The organism is Microbacterium sp. Soil_C_42, from assembly GCF_057656735.1.
Map to the genome: position 1 here is coordinate 68,142 of NZ_JBDGJU010000008.1, position 17,881 is coordinate 86,022.

Consider the following 17,881-nt stretch of genomic DNA (forward strand, 5'->3'; position numbering starts at 1 on the left):
TGCGCCGGTACTCGCGCCACGCACTATCGTTCTGACTCATCGCTTCCTCACGACACTCGGAGCAGGGTGACCCTCGCGGCCCCCACGCGATCCACCGGGACGACCTGGAGACGCTCGTCGCCGTTGAGGACGCGACCGGGGACGACGCGGCCCTCGTCCAGGAGCAGTTCGACGACGGCGTCGACCTCCACCGAGCCCTGCGGTGCGGCGAAGTCGAGCTTCACGCCCTGGCCGATGACGACGAGCTCGTCGTCGGCCACCGCGAAGACCAGCGCGAACGGCCTCCGCTCACCCGGCGTCGGCACGGGCTCACGCGGGAGCGTCTCGTCGGGGACCGGCAGCGCTTCGCCGGGGAGCTGCACGCCCACATCGAGCAGGAAGTCGCGGACGATGTCGCTCAGCCCACGGGCGCTCACCGCGAGGTCTCCGACCGTGGTCTCGGCCGGAGGGGTGCCCGGCTCCACCACGACGGCGCCGATGCGTCCGGCTCGCTGGGCCTCGGCGATCTCCGGCTCGAAGGCTGCGAGGTACGCGAGCATCGCGGCGACCTGGCCCTCGGGGTTGGCCCCGTCGAAGCCGAATCCCGACCATCCGACAGCGCGATAAGTGCCGATGGCCCGCACGAGCTCTCCCGCGCGCAGTCTGCTCTCCGGCACGAAGAACGGCTGTGAACCTGTCGCGTAGGTCCGCATCGCCGAATCGGCGTCGTCCACATAGATGTCGGGGCCGACGAGCGAGAGGGAGGGTGCGGCTGCGCGCCACACGTCGATGACGCGACTCGAGGGTCCGCCGCTGGGCCACTCCCCGGGCTCGTCCTGCCCAGGCTGCGGGCCCAGCCACGCGTTGGCGTACATCGGGATCCGCTTGACCGCCTGACCGCGCTCGGCGAGATGCTGCACGTACGACGCGATCGACCACGCCATGAAGATCTCGTCGGCGCCCGAGCCGTCGCCGAGCACCTCGCTCCACGTACCCGCCTCACGTCGGCCGCCCTGCACCCAGAGCGAGCGGAGCAGCGACCCTTCGTCGCCCTCGCGAGCGGCGGCGATGAGCGCGGGCGGCACATCCCGACGCCACGCCGTCTCGGCGAGGTCGCTCCGGTCACGACTGTCGCGCAGGATCCCCGACTCGTTCTCGACCTGGACCAGCGCGACGACATCGGTGCGATCGACCTCTGCGAGGTGAGTGATGAAGGCTTCGAACGCGGTGGCATCGGCATCGCGGAGCGCCTCGCTGAAGACCGAGAGCACGGGCGTCGGCATCACACCGGAATAGTGGAAGGCACTCCCCCGTGTCTTCGCGTGCACCACGGCGCGAGGGAATCTCGTCTGGTCCGCCCGCACCCACCGCGGCGCGTACGTCGACGTCGCGTTCTTGAATGCGCCGAACCACAACAGCACGAGGTGCAGTCCCTGGCCCCGGGCCTCGTCGATCATGGAGTCCACGAGCGTGAAGTCGAACTCGCCCTCGCGCGGCTCGGTCAGCGCCCAGCTGACCGGCGCGAGCACGGTGTTCGCGTGCAGGTGCCGCGCGTGCGCGAACGACTGACGGATGGATGCCGTCGACGAGCTCGACGAGTTGTGCACCTGGCCACCCAGCAGAAGGCGGAGCTCGCCGTCCTTGCGCAGACGCAGGTCTTCGCCGAACGTCCAGGCCGAGCGATCGCCGGCGCTCACTCCGTCCCGCCGATCCAGCTCGCGATCGCTTCGATGGTCGGCAGCGCGGTCGGGTCGGCGGGCTCGTTGATGTGGCCGTGGTCGGCGCCGGCCTCCAGACGGAGGGCGACGTCGATCCCCGCAGCATCCAACTGCCTCGCGAAAGCCTCGCCCGACGGACGCAGGCCGTCGAATTCGCACACGAGCACGAACGTCGGCGGGAAGCCGTCGACCGGCCCGAGAGCGGCGAAGGCGTGCGGATCGCCGAGCGCCTCGACGGACCCCGCGAAGTTCAGGGCGAGGGCACCGTGCGGAGAGTCGGGATCGAGGTCCGCCGAGGCCGCCGGGCCGTTCGGGTGCACGACCGGGTAGACGAGCACGAGCCCGGCGGGCACCCGATCGCCGGAATCCCGCAGCCGTGCGACGGCTCCCGCGGTCAGGTTGCCGCCCGCGCTGGCCCCACCGAGATAGAGGTTGCCTGTGCCGAACAGCTCCTCCGCGTGCGCGACGGCGTGACGCCAGGCGGCGAGCACGTCGTCCGAGGGCGCGGGGAAGTGCACGTCGCCGAGGCACTTGACGTAGTCGACCGCAAGCACCGGGGTTCCGCGCGCCGCGAGTTCGAGCGCGACCCAGTGCGACTCCGGCATGTCGAGGTGGCCGCCGATGAACGCGCCGCCGTGCACCCAGACGAGGGCGCGACCGGATGCCTCGGCCGAGGCATCCGTGTACAGCCGCGCCGGCACCGCACGCCCAGCTCCATCGATCGCGACCTCGCGGGTCTCGACGTTCGCGAGTCGGGGGAAGCGGCGCTTCAGCGACTCCGTGTCGATGTCGGGGCGCGGGTCGGCCGGCTCGCCCTGCTCACGGAACATCCGGAGCACCTCGGCCAGCGGCAGCGTGCGGAAGTCGACCTCGGTGTCAGACATGGGCCGCCTGCACCGCACGCATCGAGGCGCGGATGAGGTCGTGCTGCCTGCGGACGAGCACCAGCGGGTCGACCTCGCCCAGCTCGGCGAAGGCGTGGCCCTCCCACTCGCTCGACCAGTACCCGCGGTAGCCGCCCTCGACGAAGACGCGGACGAGCTCCGGGTAGTCGATGGCGGGCTCCTGGCCGTTCTCGTCGATGTCGTAGAACTTCGCGTGGACATGCTTGATCTGCGGCATGATGTCGGCCCACTCGCGCGGGTCGACGTGGCCGTGCATGTTGAACGCGAGGTGGGCGAACGAGCCGAGGCGGCCCGGGTCGAAGTCGCGGGACTGCAGGTACCCGATGAACTCCTGCTGCCGCTCCTGCATGGTCGCGTCGGTCGCCCAGATGCGCTGCAGTTCGGCGAGCGCGTCGTCATCCAGGCCCGCGCGCTGCACGGCGCGAAGCAGCGTCGGCGACATGCTGTGCATCGTCGACGAGAAGTCCGCGACGAACCCGAGCAGCGGCGAGTCCAGCTCGGCGTAGGTGTCGCGCACCTTCAGGATCGGCTCGGCGTTCGGCCCCATCGGCGCGTGGATCTCGTACGCCAGCTGCAGGTCGAGGCGCTCCGCCACCGGCAGCAGCCGGCGCAGCAGCTCGGGCTTCGCGGACTGGATGCGCACCAGCGGGAACCCGAGCTTCTTCGCCCCCTGGAACATGAGCTCGCTGAACTCGAACTCCTCGTCCGGCGTCATGTCGCGGTCGCGCCGGCGGCCCATGTCGAGGTTCGCGCCGAACGAGCTGGCGTCGAAGCCGTGCTTGTCGAACGCGGCGCGCCACTGCGCGACGAACCCGTCCGAGACCACCGGGTAGGTCGGCAGCACCTGCGACGCGACGATCTCGATGCCCGGGCCGATGCCGAGCTCGGCCACGCGGTCGAGCAGGCCATCGAAGTCGTACCAGCCCGCGCGGAACTCGGCGCTCGCCGAGTACAGCGTGAGGCCGAGCTTGAAGGGGTCGTCCTCCGCGGCGGGCGGCGGAGGCGCGATGCCGGTCGCGGTCGCCGGGGGCGCAGCATCCGTGTCCGTCACCGTCAGCGTGAACGACTGGCGCACGATGTTCGGCACGTACATGCCGGGTCCACCGTCCTGGCCGGGCATGATCTGCATGTACGGCAGGCGCAGCTCGCCGAAGATCTCCACCTGGTGCTGCTCGCCGATCGCGACGGGCTGGTCGAGACGTGCGACGAGGAGCGGATGCTGCTGCAGGAACCAGAGCGTCTCGCTCTGCTGCGACAGCTCAGCGATCGCGTAGCGCGTGCCGTCGATCTCGAAGGCCAGGTCGTCCGTGGGGATCTCGACGCCGTCGACGGTGAGGCGCAGCGTCGAGACGGACGAGAGCCACAGGCTCCGGTACCAGGGGATGGTGAGCTTCAGCGCGAGGCCGTCCGGGTGGGGGCGGAGGCTGTCTTCGGCGATGAGTCCGTTGGGCATGGTTCTCTCCGTTTTCGGGCGGTTCGTCAGAGGGTGGACGCGATGGATCGGATGAGGGAGTGCTGTCGGCGCACCTGCTCGATCGAGCGCCAGGGGATGCGGTCACCCTCGTACTCGCTCGAGAGGTAGCCCGTGTAGCCGGCGTCCTTCAGTGCGCGGAGCACCGGCTCCCACGGGATCTGCTGGTCTTCGAGGTTCTCGTCGATGTCGTGGAACTTCGCCTGGATGAAGACGACGTACTTCGCGATGTCGGCGATGTCGGCGGGGTCGACGGCGATGCCGTCGAGGAACGCGGGGCGACGGCCGGGCAGCTCTCCGGGCTTCAGCGGGATGGGCCGGTCCTGGAAGATGCCGGTGTCGAGCAGCAGCCCGAAGTGCTTCGTTCCGGTGCGCTCGATGAGGCCGATGTAGTCGTCGACGACCTCGTGCTTGATGGGGGTCGGCGAGTGGATCTCGGGGCAGATCACGACGTCGAGCTCGGCCGCGAGGTCGAGCGAGCGCTCGACGGACTCCGTCCAGATCGGGTGCGGAATGAGATCGCTCGAGACGACGCCGATCTTCGGGCGCACGAAGCGGAACCCCAGCCGCTTCGCGAGACGGAGGTCCCGCTGCAGCATCGCAGCTCCCTCGGCTGCCGTGAGGTCACGCGCGTTCGCGCCGCTGGAGTGCAGGCGCGTGTCGATCCACGAGCCGTAGTTCGTAGGCTCGAGCGAGTACTTCTCGAGCAGCGCGAACCAGCGGTCGATCCACTCGGTGGTGGGCTCGGGGTACCGCTCGATGTGGCCCTCGCCGAGGATCTCGACACCGGTCGCGCCGACATCGGCCACGGCGGCGAGCGCCGTCTCGAGGTCCATCACCGTGCCGTAGTCGGTCATGAAGCTGTAGAGGCTGACGCCGTACCTGAAGGGGCCGCCGTCCTCCGACGAGGTCAGCGTGATGTGCCGCGAGACCTCGTATGTCGAGGGCTGGTGCTCCTGGGGGATGTACGACATGCGCAGCCGCAGCTGGATCGAGACCTCGTGCGTGCCCTCGGGAAGCCCGCCCGGGTGGGGCACCGTCACGACCGCAGCCTCCTCGAGCGGCCAGCGGACGCCCTCCGAGTCCCACAGCTCCTGCAGCGAGTAGCTGCGACCGGCGAAGGTCCACAGCGGCACATCCGCGGGGACGTCGACGAGATCGCCGACCCGGACGGCGACGCCGTCGATGAGGGATGCGGCCATGCCGCGGTATGACGGCATGCGGAGGCGGAACTGGAAGCCGGTGGTCTCTCCTCCTTCGCGCACATTGCGGAAGCCGACGGACTGGATGAGATCTCTCTCGAGAAGCATCGATGCTCGCTCTCTGGGGTCGGGACCGCGCTGTCGCGGGCCGGGAGTCTCTTCGAGAGTATCAGCGTTAGGACTGATTTAGACATAAGTAAGTGTGATGCGCGCATAATCGTGACGACGCCCGCTCATCGTTGCGAACGATGCCACCTCCCCACCACATAGATTGCACGGATACACTGGGCCGAGGCATCCCGAACCCGGAGGAACACACCGCCGTGTCCGATCAACCGCTGCTCTCCCGGCTCGACCTGAACCTCCTCGTCGCGCTGGACGCGCTGCTGACCGAGCGCAGCGTGACGCGCGCGGCCGAGCGGCTGCACCTGAGCCAGCCCGCGCTGAGCGCGTCGCTCGCGCGGCTGCGCACGCACTTCAACGACCAGATCCTCGCCCGCCGCGGCAACACGTACGAGCTCACTCCGCTCGCCCTGCGCCTCACCGAGCACACGACGACGGCGCTCGAGGCCGCGCGCCGCGTGTTCGAGAGCCAGGCGACGTGGAGCCCGAGGGACTCGACCCGCGAATTCTCGATCTACGGCTCCGACTACGGCTTCGCCACCATCGGCAGCGAGGTGTCGCGTCTCGCGGCGGAGGCCGCACCCGGCGTGCGCTTCCGCTTCATGCTGCACAACCCCGCCATCGTCGACGACGCCCTCAACCGGCTGCGCTCCGCCGACGGCATGGTGATCCCGCACGGCTACCTCGTCGACCTCCCGTACGCCGATCTCTGGCGCGACGGCTGGGTGGTCGTGGCCTCCGAGTCGAACGAGCAGGTCGGCGACGAACTCACGATGGACGTGCTCGGCGCCCTGCCGTGGGTCTTCACCTACCAGTCGCGCACGGCGTTCACCTCGGCGGCCCGCCAGCTGCAGCAGCTCGGCATCGAGCCGCACATCGAGGCGGTCGTCGAGAGCTTCCTAGCCCTGCCCCACTTCATCGCCGGCACCAACCGTCTCGGCCTGATCCAGGCGGGGCTCGCCCACGTCGCCGAGTCCGTCCCGGGCGTGCGCACGCTCGAGGCGCCCTTCGACGCGACGCCCGTCGTCAACGCACTGTGGTGGCATCCCGTCCACGGCCGCGACCCCGAGCACGCCTGGATGCGGGGCATCTTCGAACAGGCCGCGGCATCCGTGTCGAATCGCCCGACGTCCGTCGTGAGCCAGCCCGCCTGACGCCGTGTCGGGTGCCGGCAACGTCGAAACGGAGAATCGCGCCGAGACCGAAGACGCGACGCCGCCTCAGCTACGGCTCGAGCGTGAGGGAGGCGGCGATCGGCACGATCTCCTCGCGCAGGGCCATGATCTCGCGCACGTGCTCCTGGAGGCGCTCGTCCTCGGAGAGCTCGGGGGTCCACTGCGGGACCGGCTGGGCGACGCCGTCGGCGCCGGGCACGACGAACACGCTGAGGCACTGCGTGGTGAGCGTGCGGTCCTCGGGCGTGCGCGGGTCGGCGGTCCACACCCGGGTGCTCACGTGCATGCTGTGCCGGCTCGTGTGGACGATGCGCGCGTCGACGTCGACGAGATGCCCGATCACGACAGGCGCGAGGAAGTGGATGCCGCCGGAGTACACGCCGATCGCGGCGCTCGCGTCCTCGCCGTCCTTCGCCCACGCCGCGGCGACGGCGTAGCCGGCCTCGTCGATCCAGCGCATGACGGTGCCGCCGTGCGCCTTGCCCCCGAAGTTCACGACGCCGGGCGGGGCGAGGAACCTCAGCGTCGTGCGCGGGGCGGTCGAGGCATCCGTGTAGTCCTCATCGAGCATGAGGCGCTTGATCTCGGCGCGGGACTCGATGCGCTCGAGGGCCCCCTCGGCGAGCTTGTGGTCGGAGCGGCTCACCGGCGTCCACGCCGGAACCTCGGCGGGCCGCCCGTCGGCACCCTTCGCGACGAAGACGAGGATGCACGTCGTGGCCGGCGTGTAGAGGCGCTCGCTCACCTCGGTCGACGAGACGGTGACCACCACGTGCATGCTCGTGCGGCCGGTGTAGACGATGCGCGCCTGCACCTCGATGAGGCTGCCCGGCGCGATCGGCCGCCGATGGCGGACGTTCCCGACGTACGCGGTGACGCAGTAGGCGCCCGCCCAGCCGACGGCGCAGGCGTAGCCGGCCTTGTCGATCCACTCCATGACGCTGCCCGCCGCGACCGAGCGGCCTCCGGCGGCGGTGTCGGCGGGGACCGCCATGAACCGCATCGTGATGCGATCGTCGCGGGCCGCTGCCCGTGCCCCGGAGGTGGTGCTCATGCCGTCAGGGTACGGGCCGCGGCATCCGTCTGTCCCGCGCATGTCGCGCGGAACGGCCTCAAGAAGCGGCGTTCCTTCGCACAGGGCAGAATCGAACAATGGCCGCCTCCCTGCACCTGAATCCCGACCACGCCTGCCTCATCGTCCACGGCAGCGACCAGCCGGGAATCGTGGCGGCCGTCTCGGCGATGATCACGCGCATCGGCGGCAACATCGTCGCGTTCGACCAGTACTCCGACAACCCCGAGGGGGGCGCGTACTTCCAGCGGGTCGTGTTCCACCGGCCGGGCTTCGCGGCCGACCGCCCGCACATCGAGGCCGAGATCGCCCACGCCCTCGCGGGCTTCGATCTGGAGTGGTCGCTCACCGACCAGTCCGTGCCCAAGCGCATGGCGATCCTGTCGTCGAAGCAGGACCACTGCCTGCTCGACCTGCTGTGGCGGCACCGCCGCGGCGACCTGCCCGTGACCGTGCCGATGGTGATCTCGAACCACACCGCGTCCGCCGAGGACGTCCGCTCGTTCGGCGTGCCGTTCTTCCACGTGCCGGGCGTCGCCGGCCCCGACAAGTCGGCGTCCGAGGCGAAGATCCTCGAGCTCCTGCGCGGGAACGTCGATTTCGTGGTGCTGGCCCGCTACATGCAGATCCTGTCGGGCGACTTCCTCAAGGAGCTCGGGGTGCCGGTGATCAACATCCACCACTCGTTCCTGCCCGCCTTCATCGGGGCCGAGCCGTACAAGAAGGCCAAGGAGCGCGGCGTCAAACTCATCGGGGCCACCTCGCACTACGTCACGGACGACCTCGACGAGGGCCCGATCATCGAGCAGGACACCGTCCGGGTGACCCACGCGGACTCCGCCGCGGAGCTCGCCCGCAGGGGCGCCGACGTCGAGCGCCAGGTCCTCTCCCGCGCTGTGCTGTGGCACGCCCAGGACCGCGTCATCCGCCACGGCAACCACACGATCGTGTTTTGACGCGGTGCGGATCAATGCGAGGAACGAGCGGTGATGCGTGCCGGGTCAAGGTTGAGTAGCGAGGAACGAGCGTATCGAAACCCGGTGAGCCTGGCGGCCCGCGGCATCCGTCCCGGTCAGACCAGTCGCAGTTCGGCGTCGATCGCGGCGGCCGTGCGCTGCAAGGCCGGCAGGTGCCGCTCGAGGACGTGCTCGACGCTGTCACGGGTGGCACTGGTCGAGACGTTGACCGCCGCGACGACGTCGCCGCGGCGATCGTGCAGCGGCACGGCCACCGAGCGCAGGCCCGGCTCGAGCTCGCCGTCGACGAGGGACCAGCCCTGTGCGCGCACCCGGTCGAGCTCCGCGCGCAGCTCGGCGGCGTCGGTCACGGTGCGGTCGGTGAGGGACGGGAGGACGGATGCTGCGAGCAGCTCGTCGCGCGCGGCATCCGGAAGGCCCGCCAGCAGCGCGCGCCCCATCGACGTCGCGAAGGCGGGGAACCGGGTGCCGATCGTGATGCGCACGCTCATGATGCGCCGCGTCGGGACGCGCGCGATGTAGACGATGTCGCCGCCGTCGAGCACGGCGGCCGACACGCTCTCGTCGACCTCGCGCGACAGCAGCTCGAGGTGGGGCTGCACGATCTCGGGGATCGACAGGGCGGAGAGGTAGCTGAACCCGAGCTCGAGCACGCGCGGGGTGAGCGCGAACGTGCGGCCGACACCCGACCCCGCCGAACCACGGACGTAGCCGAGTTCTTCGAGGGTGCGCAGGAACCGTCCCGCGGCCGCGCGCGTGATCTCGGCGCGGCGCGCCACCTCGCTCAGCGTCAAGTCGGGGTGCTCCGCGTCGAACGCGCGGATGACCGCGAGCCCGCGCACCAGGGACTGGATGGTGTCGTTGGAGCGGGCCGCGTCGTCGGTCACCGGCTCACCCTACCCATCTGCGGGGCGCTCGCCGACTCAGCGCTCGAGTACGACGGCGAGGCCCTGCCCCACGCCGATGCAGATCGCCGCGACCGCGACCCCGCCGCCGCGGCGGGCGAGCTCGTGCGCGGCGTGGCCGATGATGCGGCCACCCGATGCGCCGAGGGGGTGGCCGATCGCGAGGGCGCCGCCGTGGATGTTGAGCTTGTCGGGGTCGAGGTCGGGCCAGCCCGCCAGACACGCGAGCGACTGCGATGCGAACGCCTCGTTGAGCTCGACGACGTCCACGTCGGCCCATGTGCGGCCGGCCCGTGCGAGCGCCTTGTTCGCGGCCTCGATCGGCGCGATCGGGAACTGGTCGGGGTCGACGCCGTGGGCGGCGCGGCCGGTGATGCGGGCCAGCGGCTCCGTGGGCAGCACGCCCTCGCGGCCGAGCAGCACGGCCGAGGCGCCGTCGTTGATGGGCGACGAGTTGCCGGCCGTGACGCTGCCCTCGCCGTCCACGGCGAACAGCGCCTTGAGCCCGGCGAGCTTCTCGACCGACGTGTCGTCGCGGATGCCCTCGTCGCGGGTGAGCTCGGCGCCGGGCACCTGCACGGTCTCGGCGTCGTAGACGCCCGCGGCCCACGCCTCGGCGGCGAGCCGGTGCGACCGCACGGCGAACTCGTCCTGCGCGTCGCGGGAGATCCCCCACTCGCGGGCGATGAGCTCGGCCGACTCGCCGTTCGAGATCGTCCAGTGCTTCGGCAGCCTCGGGTTGGTCATGCGCCACCCGATCGCCGTGTTCCACAGGGTCTGGTTGCCGACGCTGGGCCACGGCCGCGGCGACTTCTCGACGACGTACGGGGCACGGCTCATCGACTCGACACCGCCTGCGAGCACGACGTCGACGTCGCACGCCTCGATCGCACGCGAGCCCTGGATGACCGCCTCGACCGACGAGGCGCACAGCCTGTTCACCGTGACGCCGGTCACCGTCGTCGGCAAGCCGGCGAGCAGGGCGCCCATGCGTGCGACGTTGCGGTTGTCCTCCCCGGCCTGGTTCGCGTCGCCGAAGATCACGTCGTCGATGCGCGCGGGGTCGAGGCCGGTGCGCTCGAGGGTCGCCTTCATCACGATCGCGGCAAGGTCGTCGGGGCGCACTCCCGAGAGGGCGCCGCCGGCGCGGCCGAACGGCGTGCGGACGGCGTCGTACACGTAGGTGGTCATGTCATTCCCCTTCCCGGATGCCGCGGGCCGAGGCATCCGTCAATTCCAGGCCGGTGAGCTCGGCGAGGATCTCGACGGTGTTGTTCCCGAAGGCCTCGCGCACCGCGAAGCCGTCGGGCGTGACGTCGAAGACGGCGTGGTCGGTGTAGACGCGCGTGACGCAGCCGACGCCGGTGAGCGGGTAGGTGCACGCGTCGACGAGCTTCGACTCACCGGTCTTGGTGAGGAGGTCGGTCATGACGTAGACGTTCTTCGCGCCGATGGCGAGGTCCATGGCGCCGCCCACGGCGGGGATCGCGCCGGGTGCTCCGGTGGACCAGTTCGCCAGGTCGCCGCCCTGCGACACCTGGAACGCGCCGAGCACGCACACGTCGAGGTGGCCGCCGCGCATCATGCCGAACGAGTCCGCGTGGTGGAAGTACGCGGCACCGGCCAGCGCCGTGACGGGCTGCTTGCCGGCGTTGATGAGGTCGGGATCGATCTCGCCGCGCTCGGGCGAAGGACCCATGCCAAGCATGCCGTTCTCGGTGTGGAGGATGATCTCCTGGTCCTCGGGAAGGTAGTCGGCGACCAGGGTCGGCGCCCCGATGCCGAGGTTGACGTACGACCCCTCGGGGATGTCCTGCGCGATGCGCGCCGCGAGCTGCTCGCGGGAGATGCGCGTCGCCGTCGTTGCGGTCTCGGTCACTGGTCGATCTCCGTTCCGGATGCTGCGGCGCCGGCGAGCGGGCGGCCCTCGATGTCCACTCCCCCGACGAACGCGCCGGCGTCGAGCCACCCGCGCTCGCCCACGGCGACCACGCGGTCGACGAAGATGCCGGGGGTCACGACGGTTTCGGGGTCGAGCGAGCCGAGCGGGACGAGCTCGTCGACCTGCACGATCGTCGTGGTCGCGGCGGCAGCCATGATCGGCCCGAAGTTTCGTGCGGTCTCGCGGTACACGAGGTTGCCCCACCGGTCGGCGCGGTAGGCACTCACCAGGGCGTAGTCGGCCTTGATCGGGTACTCGAGCGCGTAGGAGCGGCCGTCGATCTCGCGGACCTCCTTGCCCTCGGCGAGCTGGGTGCCGACGCCCGTCGGCGAGAAGAACGCACCGATGCCCGCACCGGCCGCGCGGATGCGCTCGGCGAGATTGCCCTGCGGGACCAGCTCGAGCTCGATCTCGCCGGCGCGGTAGAGCCCGTCGAAGACCCAGGAATCGTGCTGACGCGGGAACGAGCAGAGGATCTTGCGCACCCGCTTCTTGGCGAGCAGGGCCGCGAGCCCGACGTCGCCGTTGCCGGCGTTGTTGTTGATGATCGTCAGGTCGTTGGCACCCTGCGCGATGAGGGCGTCGATGAGCTCGACGGGCTGCCCGGCACGCCCGAAGCCGCCGATCATGATGGTCGCCCCGTCAGGGATGCCGGCCACGGCCTCCTCGACGGAGCCCACAGTCTTGTCGATCACGAACCGCCTCCTCGCTTGTTCGCTGTGCGAACATCTGTACGCTCTGCGACCCAGTGTAGCGCGGACGGCACTGTCGCCGGAAGCCCCGGCTCGATGAGCTCGGTCGGCGAGACGCTCGGCCGTCGGGAGGACTCGTGGTCGCAGCATCCGTCCACCCCACGGGTTCGGGGCGCAGCGCGTGCGTTCGGGGCGCACGTCGCACGCCCCGAACGCACGTCGCACGCCCCAAACCACCAAGACGAGGGCAGGGACGACCCGGAGGACGACGCGCGACACGGATGCTGCAGCTCGGGCGCTTTGCCCGGGTTCGGGGCGCAGCGCGTGCATTCGGGGCGCACCCCGCACGCCCCGAGGTCACCGCGCGCCGGACGCGACAGCGCGAAGCGAACCCGGAAGAAGGAGGCCGGTCAGGACTCCTCGGCGAACACGTCCTTCGCGATGCGGAACGCGGTGTTGGCGGCGGGGACGCCGCAGTACAGGCCCGCCTGGAGGATCACTTCCTTGATCTCGTCGACGGTGAGGCCGTTGCGCAGCGCCGCGCGCAGGTGCATCGCGAGCTCCTCGTGGTGGCCGAGCGCGATGAGCGCCGTGAGCACCGCGACCGACCGCGAGCGGCGGTCGAGGCCGGGGCGCGACCAGATGTCGCCCCACGCGACGCGGGTGATGAAGTCCTGGAAGTCGGCGGTCAGCTCGGTCGTGCCCGCGGTCGCGCGGTCGACGTGGGCGTCCGACAGCACCTCGCGGCGCACCACCATGCCCTGGTCGTAGCGCTCCTCGTCGGTGAGGCCCTCGCCGTCCGGGCGGCTCACGCGGCACGCTCCGCGGCGACGGCGTCGAAGAACTCCCGCAGCACTGCGGCGGTCTGCGCCGGGGAATCGGCGGGCGCCAGGTGGGAGGCATCCGGGATCCCGATCGCCTCGCCGTGCTGCACACCCGCGGCGATCTCGCGAGCGGATGCCTCGGGCGTGACCGCGTCGTGATCGCCCCACACCGCGAGAACCGGGGTGGCGATCTCGCCCAGCCGGTCGCGCACGTCGAAGACGGCGAGGGCGTCGCAGCAGCGGGCGTAGCTCTCGTCGTGCGCGTTCTGCAGCACGTGGAGGAGCCGCCCGGTGAGATCGGGATCGCGCTCGATCGATCCCGGCGCGAACCAGCGCTGCGCCGAGCCGATGATGAGGCTCGACGTGCTCTGCGCGCGCACCTGGGCCGCCCGCTCGTGCCAGCCCTCCGGCGTGCCGATCTTCGCGCCCGAGCACAGGATCGCCGCGGCGGCGATGCGGTCACCGTGGCGCAGCAGCAGCTCGAGCCCGACCGCGCCTCCGAGCGAGACCCCGGCGTACAGGAACGGCCCGTCGACCGCGGCGGCGACGGCGTCGGCGAGCTCGGCGATCGTGAACGCCTCGGTCGACGCGGGCGCGGCGCCGTGGCCGGGCAGGTCCCACAGGGCGACGCGGTAGTGCTCGGCGAGCGCCGGGATGACGCGGTCCCACAGCAGCGTCGACGTGCCGAGCGACGGCCCGAGCACGAGCAGCGGCGCACCGTCAGGACCGACGGGGTCGGTGAGGGAGATGGCGGGGACGGTCACGCGTCCTCCTCTGCGGTGCGTGCGGCGGCCTCGTCGACGAGGCGGCCGGCGAGTCCGGTGTAGCGGGCGGGGTCGAGCAGGTCGGCGGCGAACGCCTCGGGGGTCGCTCCGGCCGCTGCGGCGAGGGCGGCGACGTCGGGTGACGCCGCGAGGAGCCCGGCGAGGTCGCCGCCCGCGGCGGCCTCGGTCACGAGCTCCGCCACACGCGCGGCACCCAGCACGGGCCCGAGCACGATCGAGAGGCGCTCCGAGACGATGAGCCCGCCGGTGGCCGCGAGGTTGCGGGCGACGGCGTCGGTGTCGACGTGGAGCCCGGCGACGAGTGAAGCCGCGTGGGCGGTCGCGCCGAGCGCGAGGCGCAGCAGCTCCCGCAGCGTCGGCCACTCCGCATGCCACGCGCCGTCGGGGCGCTCGTCCGCCGCGAGTGCCGACGCGAGGTGCAGCGTCGCCCCGAGCTGGGGGGCGCGCAGCGCCGCCGAGCGGATGAGGACGGATGCTGCGGGGTTGCGCTTCTGCGGCATGGCCGAGGAACCGCCGCCCGCGCCCTCGGCGAGCTCGCCGATCTCGGTGCGGCTGAGCGTCGCGACGTCGGTGGCGATCTTGCCGACGGCGTCGATCGCCTGCACCAGGGCGTCGCCCAGCTCGGTGACGGGCCAGCGGCTCGTGTGCCACGGAGCGTCGGGGGCAGCCAGTCCGAGCTCGTGCGCGAAGGCGGCGGGCAGCGCGGCGGCCGCCTCCGGCCCGGCGATCTCTGCGAACGACGCCAGCGTCCCCGCGGCGCCGCCGAGCTGAGCAGGCAGCTGGTGCTGCACGTCGTCGACGCGTGTCCTCGCGCGCTCGATGCCCCGCAGCCAGCCGGCCGCGCGCAGCCCGACGGTCGTCGGCACGGCGTGCTGCGTCAGCGTGCGCGCCGCCGCGACCTCGTCCCGGCGCGAACGGGCCAGCGAGCGCAGCGACACCTCGGTGTGCACGAGCGCCGCGACGATACGGCTCGTCGCCGCCCGGGCGACCACCATCGCCGCGGTGTCCACGATGTCCTGGCTGGTCGCGCCGCGGTGCACCCAGACCCGCGCCTCGACCCCGACGCGCTCCTTGAGCCGCCCGACCAGCGGGATCACCGGGTTGCCGCCGGCGACGGCCGCGGCGGCCAGCGCCGTGCCGTCGACGCCGTGGTCGCGGCATCCACGGAGCGCACCCTGCCAGCCGAACTCGGTCTCGATCTCATCGACCGCCTCATCGGGCGCGAGGCCGATCTCGCGGTAGGCCCGCGCGAGCGCGACCTCGGCCGTCACGAGGGCGTCGAGGTACGCAGCATCCGTCACCGTCTCGTCATGACCGACGGTCACGGGCGAGAGCAGGCCCTCATCGAGTGCGGGCCGGTCACGGTCAGAAGGCAAGGAACACGGTCTCCTTCTCGCCCTGCAGGTGGATGTCGTGGTGCAGGTTGCCGTCCGGCAGGCGCGTCGCGATGAGCGTAGCGCGCTCGTCCTCCTCGAGCGAGGACAGGAGCGGGTCTGTGCCGAGGAGGTCCTCGTGCTCGGGCAGGTAGATCCGCGTCACGAGCTTGTCGGGAAGACCGCGCGCGAACACGATGACCGAGTAGAACGGCGCGCCGCCGTCGACCGGACCGGGGTTGCGCGTCCAGAACTCGTAGCGGCCGACGTCGGTCGTGGCTGCGCGGCCGAAACCCGTGAAGGAGTGGTCGTCGCGGCGGAAGGCGCCGTGGGCGCGCGGGATCCGGCCGTTCTCGTCGGCGCTCCAGATCTCGATGACCGCATCGGGGATCGGGTTGCCGGCGCCGTCGAACACGGTGCCGCCGAGCACGACCGAGCCCGGGCTGTGCGGGAACACCACCTGGTGCTTCTTCTCGTAGTCCAGGCCGAAGGCGAAGAACGGGCCGACGGTCTGCCCGCCGGTGGCCTCGTGGGTCTTCGGGCCGAGGTCGCGGGCGGTGCGGGCCATCAGTGCTCTCCTTCTTCGGGCTCGAACCAGGTCGCGTCGGGGCCGTCGACGACGATGTCGAAGCGGTACCCCATCGAGAACTCGGGCACCGACAGGTCGTGGTCGTAGAGCCCGATGAGGCGGTCGCGGTCCTTCTGGCGCCAGATGGTGTTGTAGATCGGGTCGAGGGGGAACAGCGGGTCGCCCGGGAAGTACATCTGCGTCACGAGGCGCTGCGTGAAGCCCGAGCCGAAGATCGAGAAGTGGATGTGCGCAGGCCGCCACGCGTTGACGTGGTTCTTCCACGGGTAGGCGCCGGGCTTGATCGTCGTGAACTTGTAGTAGCCGTCGTCGTCGGTGACGATACGGCCGGCGCCGGTGAAGTTCGGGTCGAGCGGTGCGGGATGCTGATCCCGCTGGTGGATGTAGCGACCTGCGGCGTTCGCCTGCCAGATCTCGACGAGCTGGTTGGGCACCGGACGCCCCCACGAGTCGAGCACACGGCCCTCGACGGTCATGCGCTCACCCTGGGGCTCGCCGATGTGCTGCAGCGTGAGGTCGGACTCGATCGCCGCGACGTCGCGCTGGCCGAAGGCGGGCGAGAACAGCTCGATCGTCTCGGGGTCGACGAGCTTCGGGTTCTTCGTCGGGTGGCGCAGCAGGCTCGACCGGTACGGCGGAAAGTCGTGCAGGCTCATGTTGAGCCGCTCTCCCGCCGCCTCACGCCGTGCGGCGGCGGCGTGGTAGTCGACGATCTCCTGCGTGATCTCGCGCTGGGTGAGCTGGTCGGGCGAGGCCAGCAGCGACTCGGGGGCCGCCGCCGTCTGCTCGAGCACCACCGACGACGAGAACGCCTCCTCGCCCCGGGGATCGGGCTGGGCCTGTGTCATGAGGTCTCCTTCGACGACTCGGGTCGTCCCAGGGTCGCACTCCCGCGTGCACTCGCCGCCGTGGATTCCCGCTCAGTGGGAATCGCGGATGCGGCGACCCCGCAGCATCCGTCGCCCTCCCGCGTTGTGCGGGTCGGCGCTGTCGGTGTCGTGCGCTCGGCCCTGCAGGCATCGCGCGCCCCCGCTGTCGAAATCGACAAACGTTGCAGATCTCGCACCACCCATCCCCGTCGCGCTGTGGAAATCGGCAACCGCTGCCGTTTCGTTCGGGCGCGGATGCCGATCTCGACAGCGCGAAACGTGAGGCCACGTGGGACCCCGCGAAGCGCGTGGCCCACCAAGCGCGGGACCCGCCGCCTCGCGCCCTCACGCCACGCGGAGATCGTGGTGGAGGTCCTTCGCGGCCTGCACGACGAGGGGCCCCAGACGCCGCTCGTCGGCTCGCGCGAGGTGCACGACGAGCCCGAGCGCGACCGGCGGCAGGCCCTCGACCCGCGGCAGCGCGGCCGCGACCGAGACGTTGCCGAGGGTCATCTCCTCGCGGGTCGTCGCGTACCCGAGGGCCCGCGTGCGCGCGATGTCGGCGCGGAGCTCCTGCTCCGTCGCGATCGAGTTGACCGTCTCGCGCTCGAGCGGCGCCTCGAAGTACTCCCGCAGCCAGCCCTCGTCGCGCGTCGCGAGCAGCGCCTTGCCGACGCCCGTGGTGTGGAGGGGCCCGCGTCCGCCCATGCGGCTCAGCGTCGGGATCGACTGGCGTCCGGTGAGGCGTCCGACGTACAGCGCGGTCGTCGTGGCAGGCGTTGCGCCGTCGAGTACCGCGAGGTGAACGTTCTCGCCGGTCGCCTCGTACAGCCGCACCATGTGGGGCAGCGCCGTCTCGCGCAGTCGCAGCGACAGGGGCGAGAGCTCGCCGAGCTCCCACAGCCGCGGACCGATGGCGTAGGTGTGGCCGGGCCCTCGCGTGAGGAGGCCCTCGGCCACGAGCGTCGCGAGCAGGCGGTGCAGCGTGGATGACGCGAGCCCGGTGCGGGCCGCGAGCGTCGTCGCCGTGACCGCCGGCTCGTCGTCGGTGAAGCACCCGAGCACGCGCAGTGTGCGCTCGAGCACGCCTTCGCCCTCCGCCATGGATCCTCCTCGTGCGACGTTACCCGCCCCGACCCGCCGGTCGTCGAGCGAGCGAGGGCTCGGCCTTCTCCCGGTCGTCGAGCGAGCGAGGGCTCGGCCTTCTCCCGGTCGTCGAGCGAGCGAGGGCTCGGCCTTCTCCCGGTCGTCGAGCGAGCGAGGGCTCGGCCTTCTCCCGG

General features: G+C 71.3%; 17 protein-coding genes. 2 read left to right on the forward strand and 15 right to left on the reverse strand.

Features of this window, described 5'->3' with window-relative positions; genetic code table 11:
• Window positions 1-47: 47 nt before the first annotated feature.
• From AC3A46_RS07365 to AC3A46_RS07380, 4 genes are read right to left on the reverse strand one after another with little or no spacing between them, the layout of a single operon-like run.
• Entirely contained in the window at window positions 48-1,676 is a 1,629-nt protein-coding gene (locus AC3A46_RS07365; protein ID WP_487664552.1) for a DUF5597 domain-containing protein, read from the reverse strand.
• Window positions 1,673-2,581 (reverse strand): alpha/beta hydrolase, encoded by a 909-nt coding sequence (locus AC3A46_RS07370; protein ID WP_487664553.1) that lies wholly within the window; start codon window positions 2,579-2,581, stop codon window positions 1,673-1,675. Before AC3A46_RS07370 ends, AC3A46_RS07365 begins: the two co-directional genes overlap by 4 nt.
• A complete protein-coding gene (locus AC3A46_RS07375; protein WP_487664554.1) occupies window positions 2,574-4,055 on the reverse strand; it encodes a C-glycoside deglycosidase beta subunit domain-containing protein in 1,482 nt (493 codons plus the stop codon). The genes AC3A46_RS07370 and AC3A46_RS07375 overlap by 8 nt, the downstream gene beginning before the upstream one ends.
• A gap of 26 nt (window positions 4,056-4,081) precedes the next feature.
• The gene (locus AC3A46_RS07380; protein WP_487664555.1) at window positions 4,082-5,383 is read right to left on the reverse strand and encodes a C-glycoside deglycosidase beta subunit domain-containing protein; all 1,302 of its coding nucleotides are present in this window, start codon (window positions 5,381-5,383) and stop codon (window positions 4,082-4,084) included.
• Between the two features lie 215 nt (window positions 5,384-5,598).
• Here AC3A46_RS07380 and AC3A46_RS07385 point away from each other — a divergent pair, with 215 nt between their 5' ends.
• Window positions 5,599-6,552: a LysR family transcriptional regulator gene (locus AC3A46_RS07385; protein WP_045298634.1), complete on the forward strand. Its 954-nt coding sequence runs from the start codon at window positions 5,599-5,601 to the stop codon at window positions 6,550-6,552.
• 70 nt (window positions 6,553-6,622) lie between these two features.
• On the opposite strand, the gene AC3A46_RS07390 is transcribed toward AC3A46_RS07385, so the two are convergent.
• The gene (locus tag AC3A46_RS07390) at window positions 6,623-7,627 is read right to left on the reverse strand and encodes an acyl-CoA thioesterase (protein ID WP_487664556.1); all 1,005 of its coding nucleotides are present in this window, start codon (window positions 7,625-7,627) and stop codon (window positions 6,623-6,625) included.
• 98 nt (window positions 7,628-7,725) lie between these two features.
• Here AC3A46_RS07390 and purU point away from each other — a divergent pair, with 98 nt between their 5' ends.
• Window positions 7,726-8,601, forward strand: coding sequence for a formyltetrahydrofolate deformylase (gene purU, locus AC3A46_RS07395; RefSeq protein ID WP_487664557.1), 876 nt, complete (start codon window positions 7,726-7,728; stop codon window positions 8,599-8,601).
• Between the two features lie 116 nt (window positions 8,602-8,717).
• Here the strand turns inward: purU and AC3A46_RS07400 are convergent, their stop codons facing one another.
• The 10 genes from AC3A46_RS07400 to AC3A46_RS07445 form a co-directional block, all read right to left on the reverse strand.
• Entirely contained in the window at window positions 8,718-9,509 is a 792-nt protein-coding gene (locus AC3A46_RS07400; protein WP_487664558.1) for an IclR family transcriptional regulator domain-containing protein, read from the reverse strand.
• Between the two features lie 36 nt (window positions 9,510-9,545).
• On the reverse strand, window positions 9,546-10,718 hold the full coding sequence (locus AC3A46_RS07405) for a thiolase family protein (RefSeq protein WP_487664559.1): 1,173 nt from the start codon (window positions 10,716-10,718) through the stop codon (window positions 9,546-9,548).
• Window position 10,719: 1 nt separating this feature from the next.
• A complete protein-coding gene (locus AC3A46_RS07410) occupies window positions 10,720-11,406 on the reverse strand; it encodes a 3-oxoacid CoA-transferase subunit B (RefSeq protein WP_487664560.1) in 687 nt (228 codons plus the stop codon).
• Window positions 11,403-12,164 (reverse strand): 3-oxoacid CoA-transferase subunit A, encoded by a 762-nt coding sequence (locus AC3A46_RS07415; protein ID WP_487664561.1) that lies wholly within the window; start codon window positions 12,162-12,164, stop codon window positions 11,403-11,405. The genes AC3A46_RS07410 and AC3A46_RS07415 overlap by 4 nt, the downstream gene beginning before the upstream one ends.
• Before the next feature lie 407 nt (window positions 12,165-12,571).
• Entirely contained in the window at window positions 12,572-12,973 is a 402-nt protein-coding gene (pcaC, locus tag AC3A46_RS07420; protein WP_487664562.1) for a 4-carboxymuconolactone decarboxylase, read from the reverse strand.
• Entirely contained in the window at window positions 12,970-13,749 is a 780-nt protein-coding gene (locus AC3A46_RS07425) for an alpha/beta fold hydrolase (RefSeq protein ID WP_487664563.1), read from the reverse strand. The genes pcaC and AC3A46_RS07425 overlap by 4 nt, the downstream gene beginning before the upstream one ends.
• Complete coding sequence (locus tag AC3A46_RS07430; protein ID WP_487664564.1) at window positions 13,746-15,146, reverse strand: lyase family protein; 1,401 nt, start codon at window positions 15,144-15,146, stop codon at window positions 13,746-13,748. The genes AC3A46_RS07425 and AC3A46_RS07430 overlap by 4 nt, the downstream gene beginning before the upstream one ends.
• Window positions 15,136-15,711 carry a protocatechuate 3,4-dioxygenase subunit alpha gene (gene pcaG, locus AC3A46_RS07435; RefSeq protein WP_487664565.1) on the reverse strand — a complete coding sequence of 192 codons (576 nt, stop codon included), beginning with the start codon at window positions 15,709-15,711 and terminating at the stop codon, window positions 15,136-15,138. Before pcaG ends, AC3A46_RS07430 begins: the two co-directional genes overlap by 11 nt.
• Window positions 15,711-16,580: a protocatechuate 3,4-dioxygenase subunit beta gene (pcaH, locus tag AC3A46_RS07440; protein ID WP_487664566.1), complete on the reverse strand. Its 870-nt coding sequence runs from the start codon at window positions 16,578-16,580 to the stop codon at window positions 15,711-15,713. The genes pcaG and pcaH overlap by 1 nt, the downstream gene beginning before the upstream one ends.
• Window positions 16,581-16,946: 366 nt before the next feature.
• The gene (locus AC3A46_RS07445) at window positions 16,947-17,705 is read right to left on the reverse strand and encodes an IclR family transcriptional regulator (protein WP_310243695.1); all 759 of its coding nucleotides are present in this window, start codon (window positions 17,703-17,705) and stop codon (window positions 16,947-16,949) included.
• Window positions 17,706-17,881 lie beyond the last annotated feature (176 nt).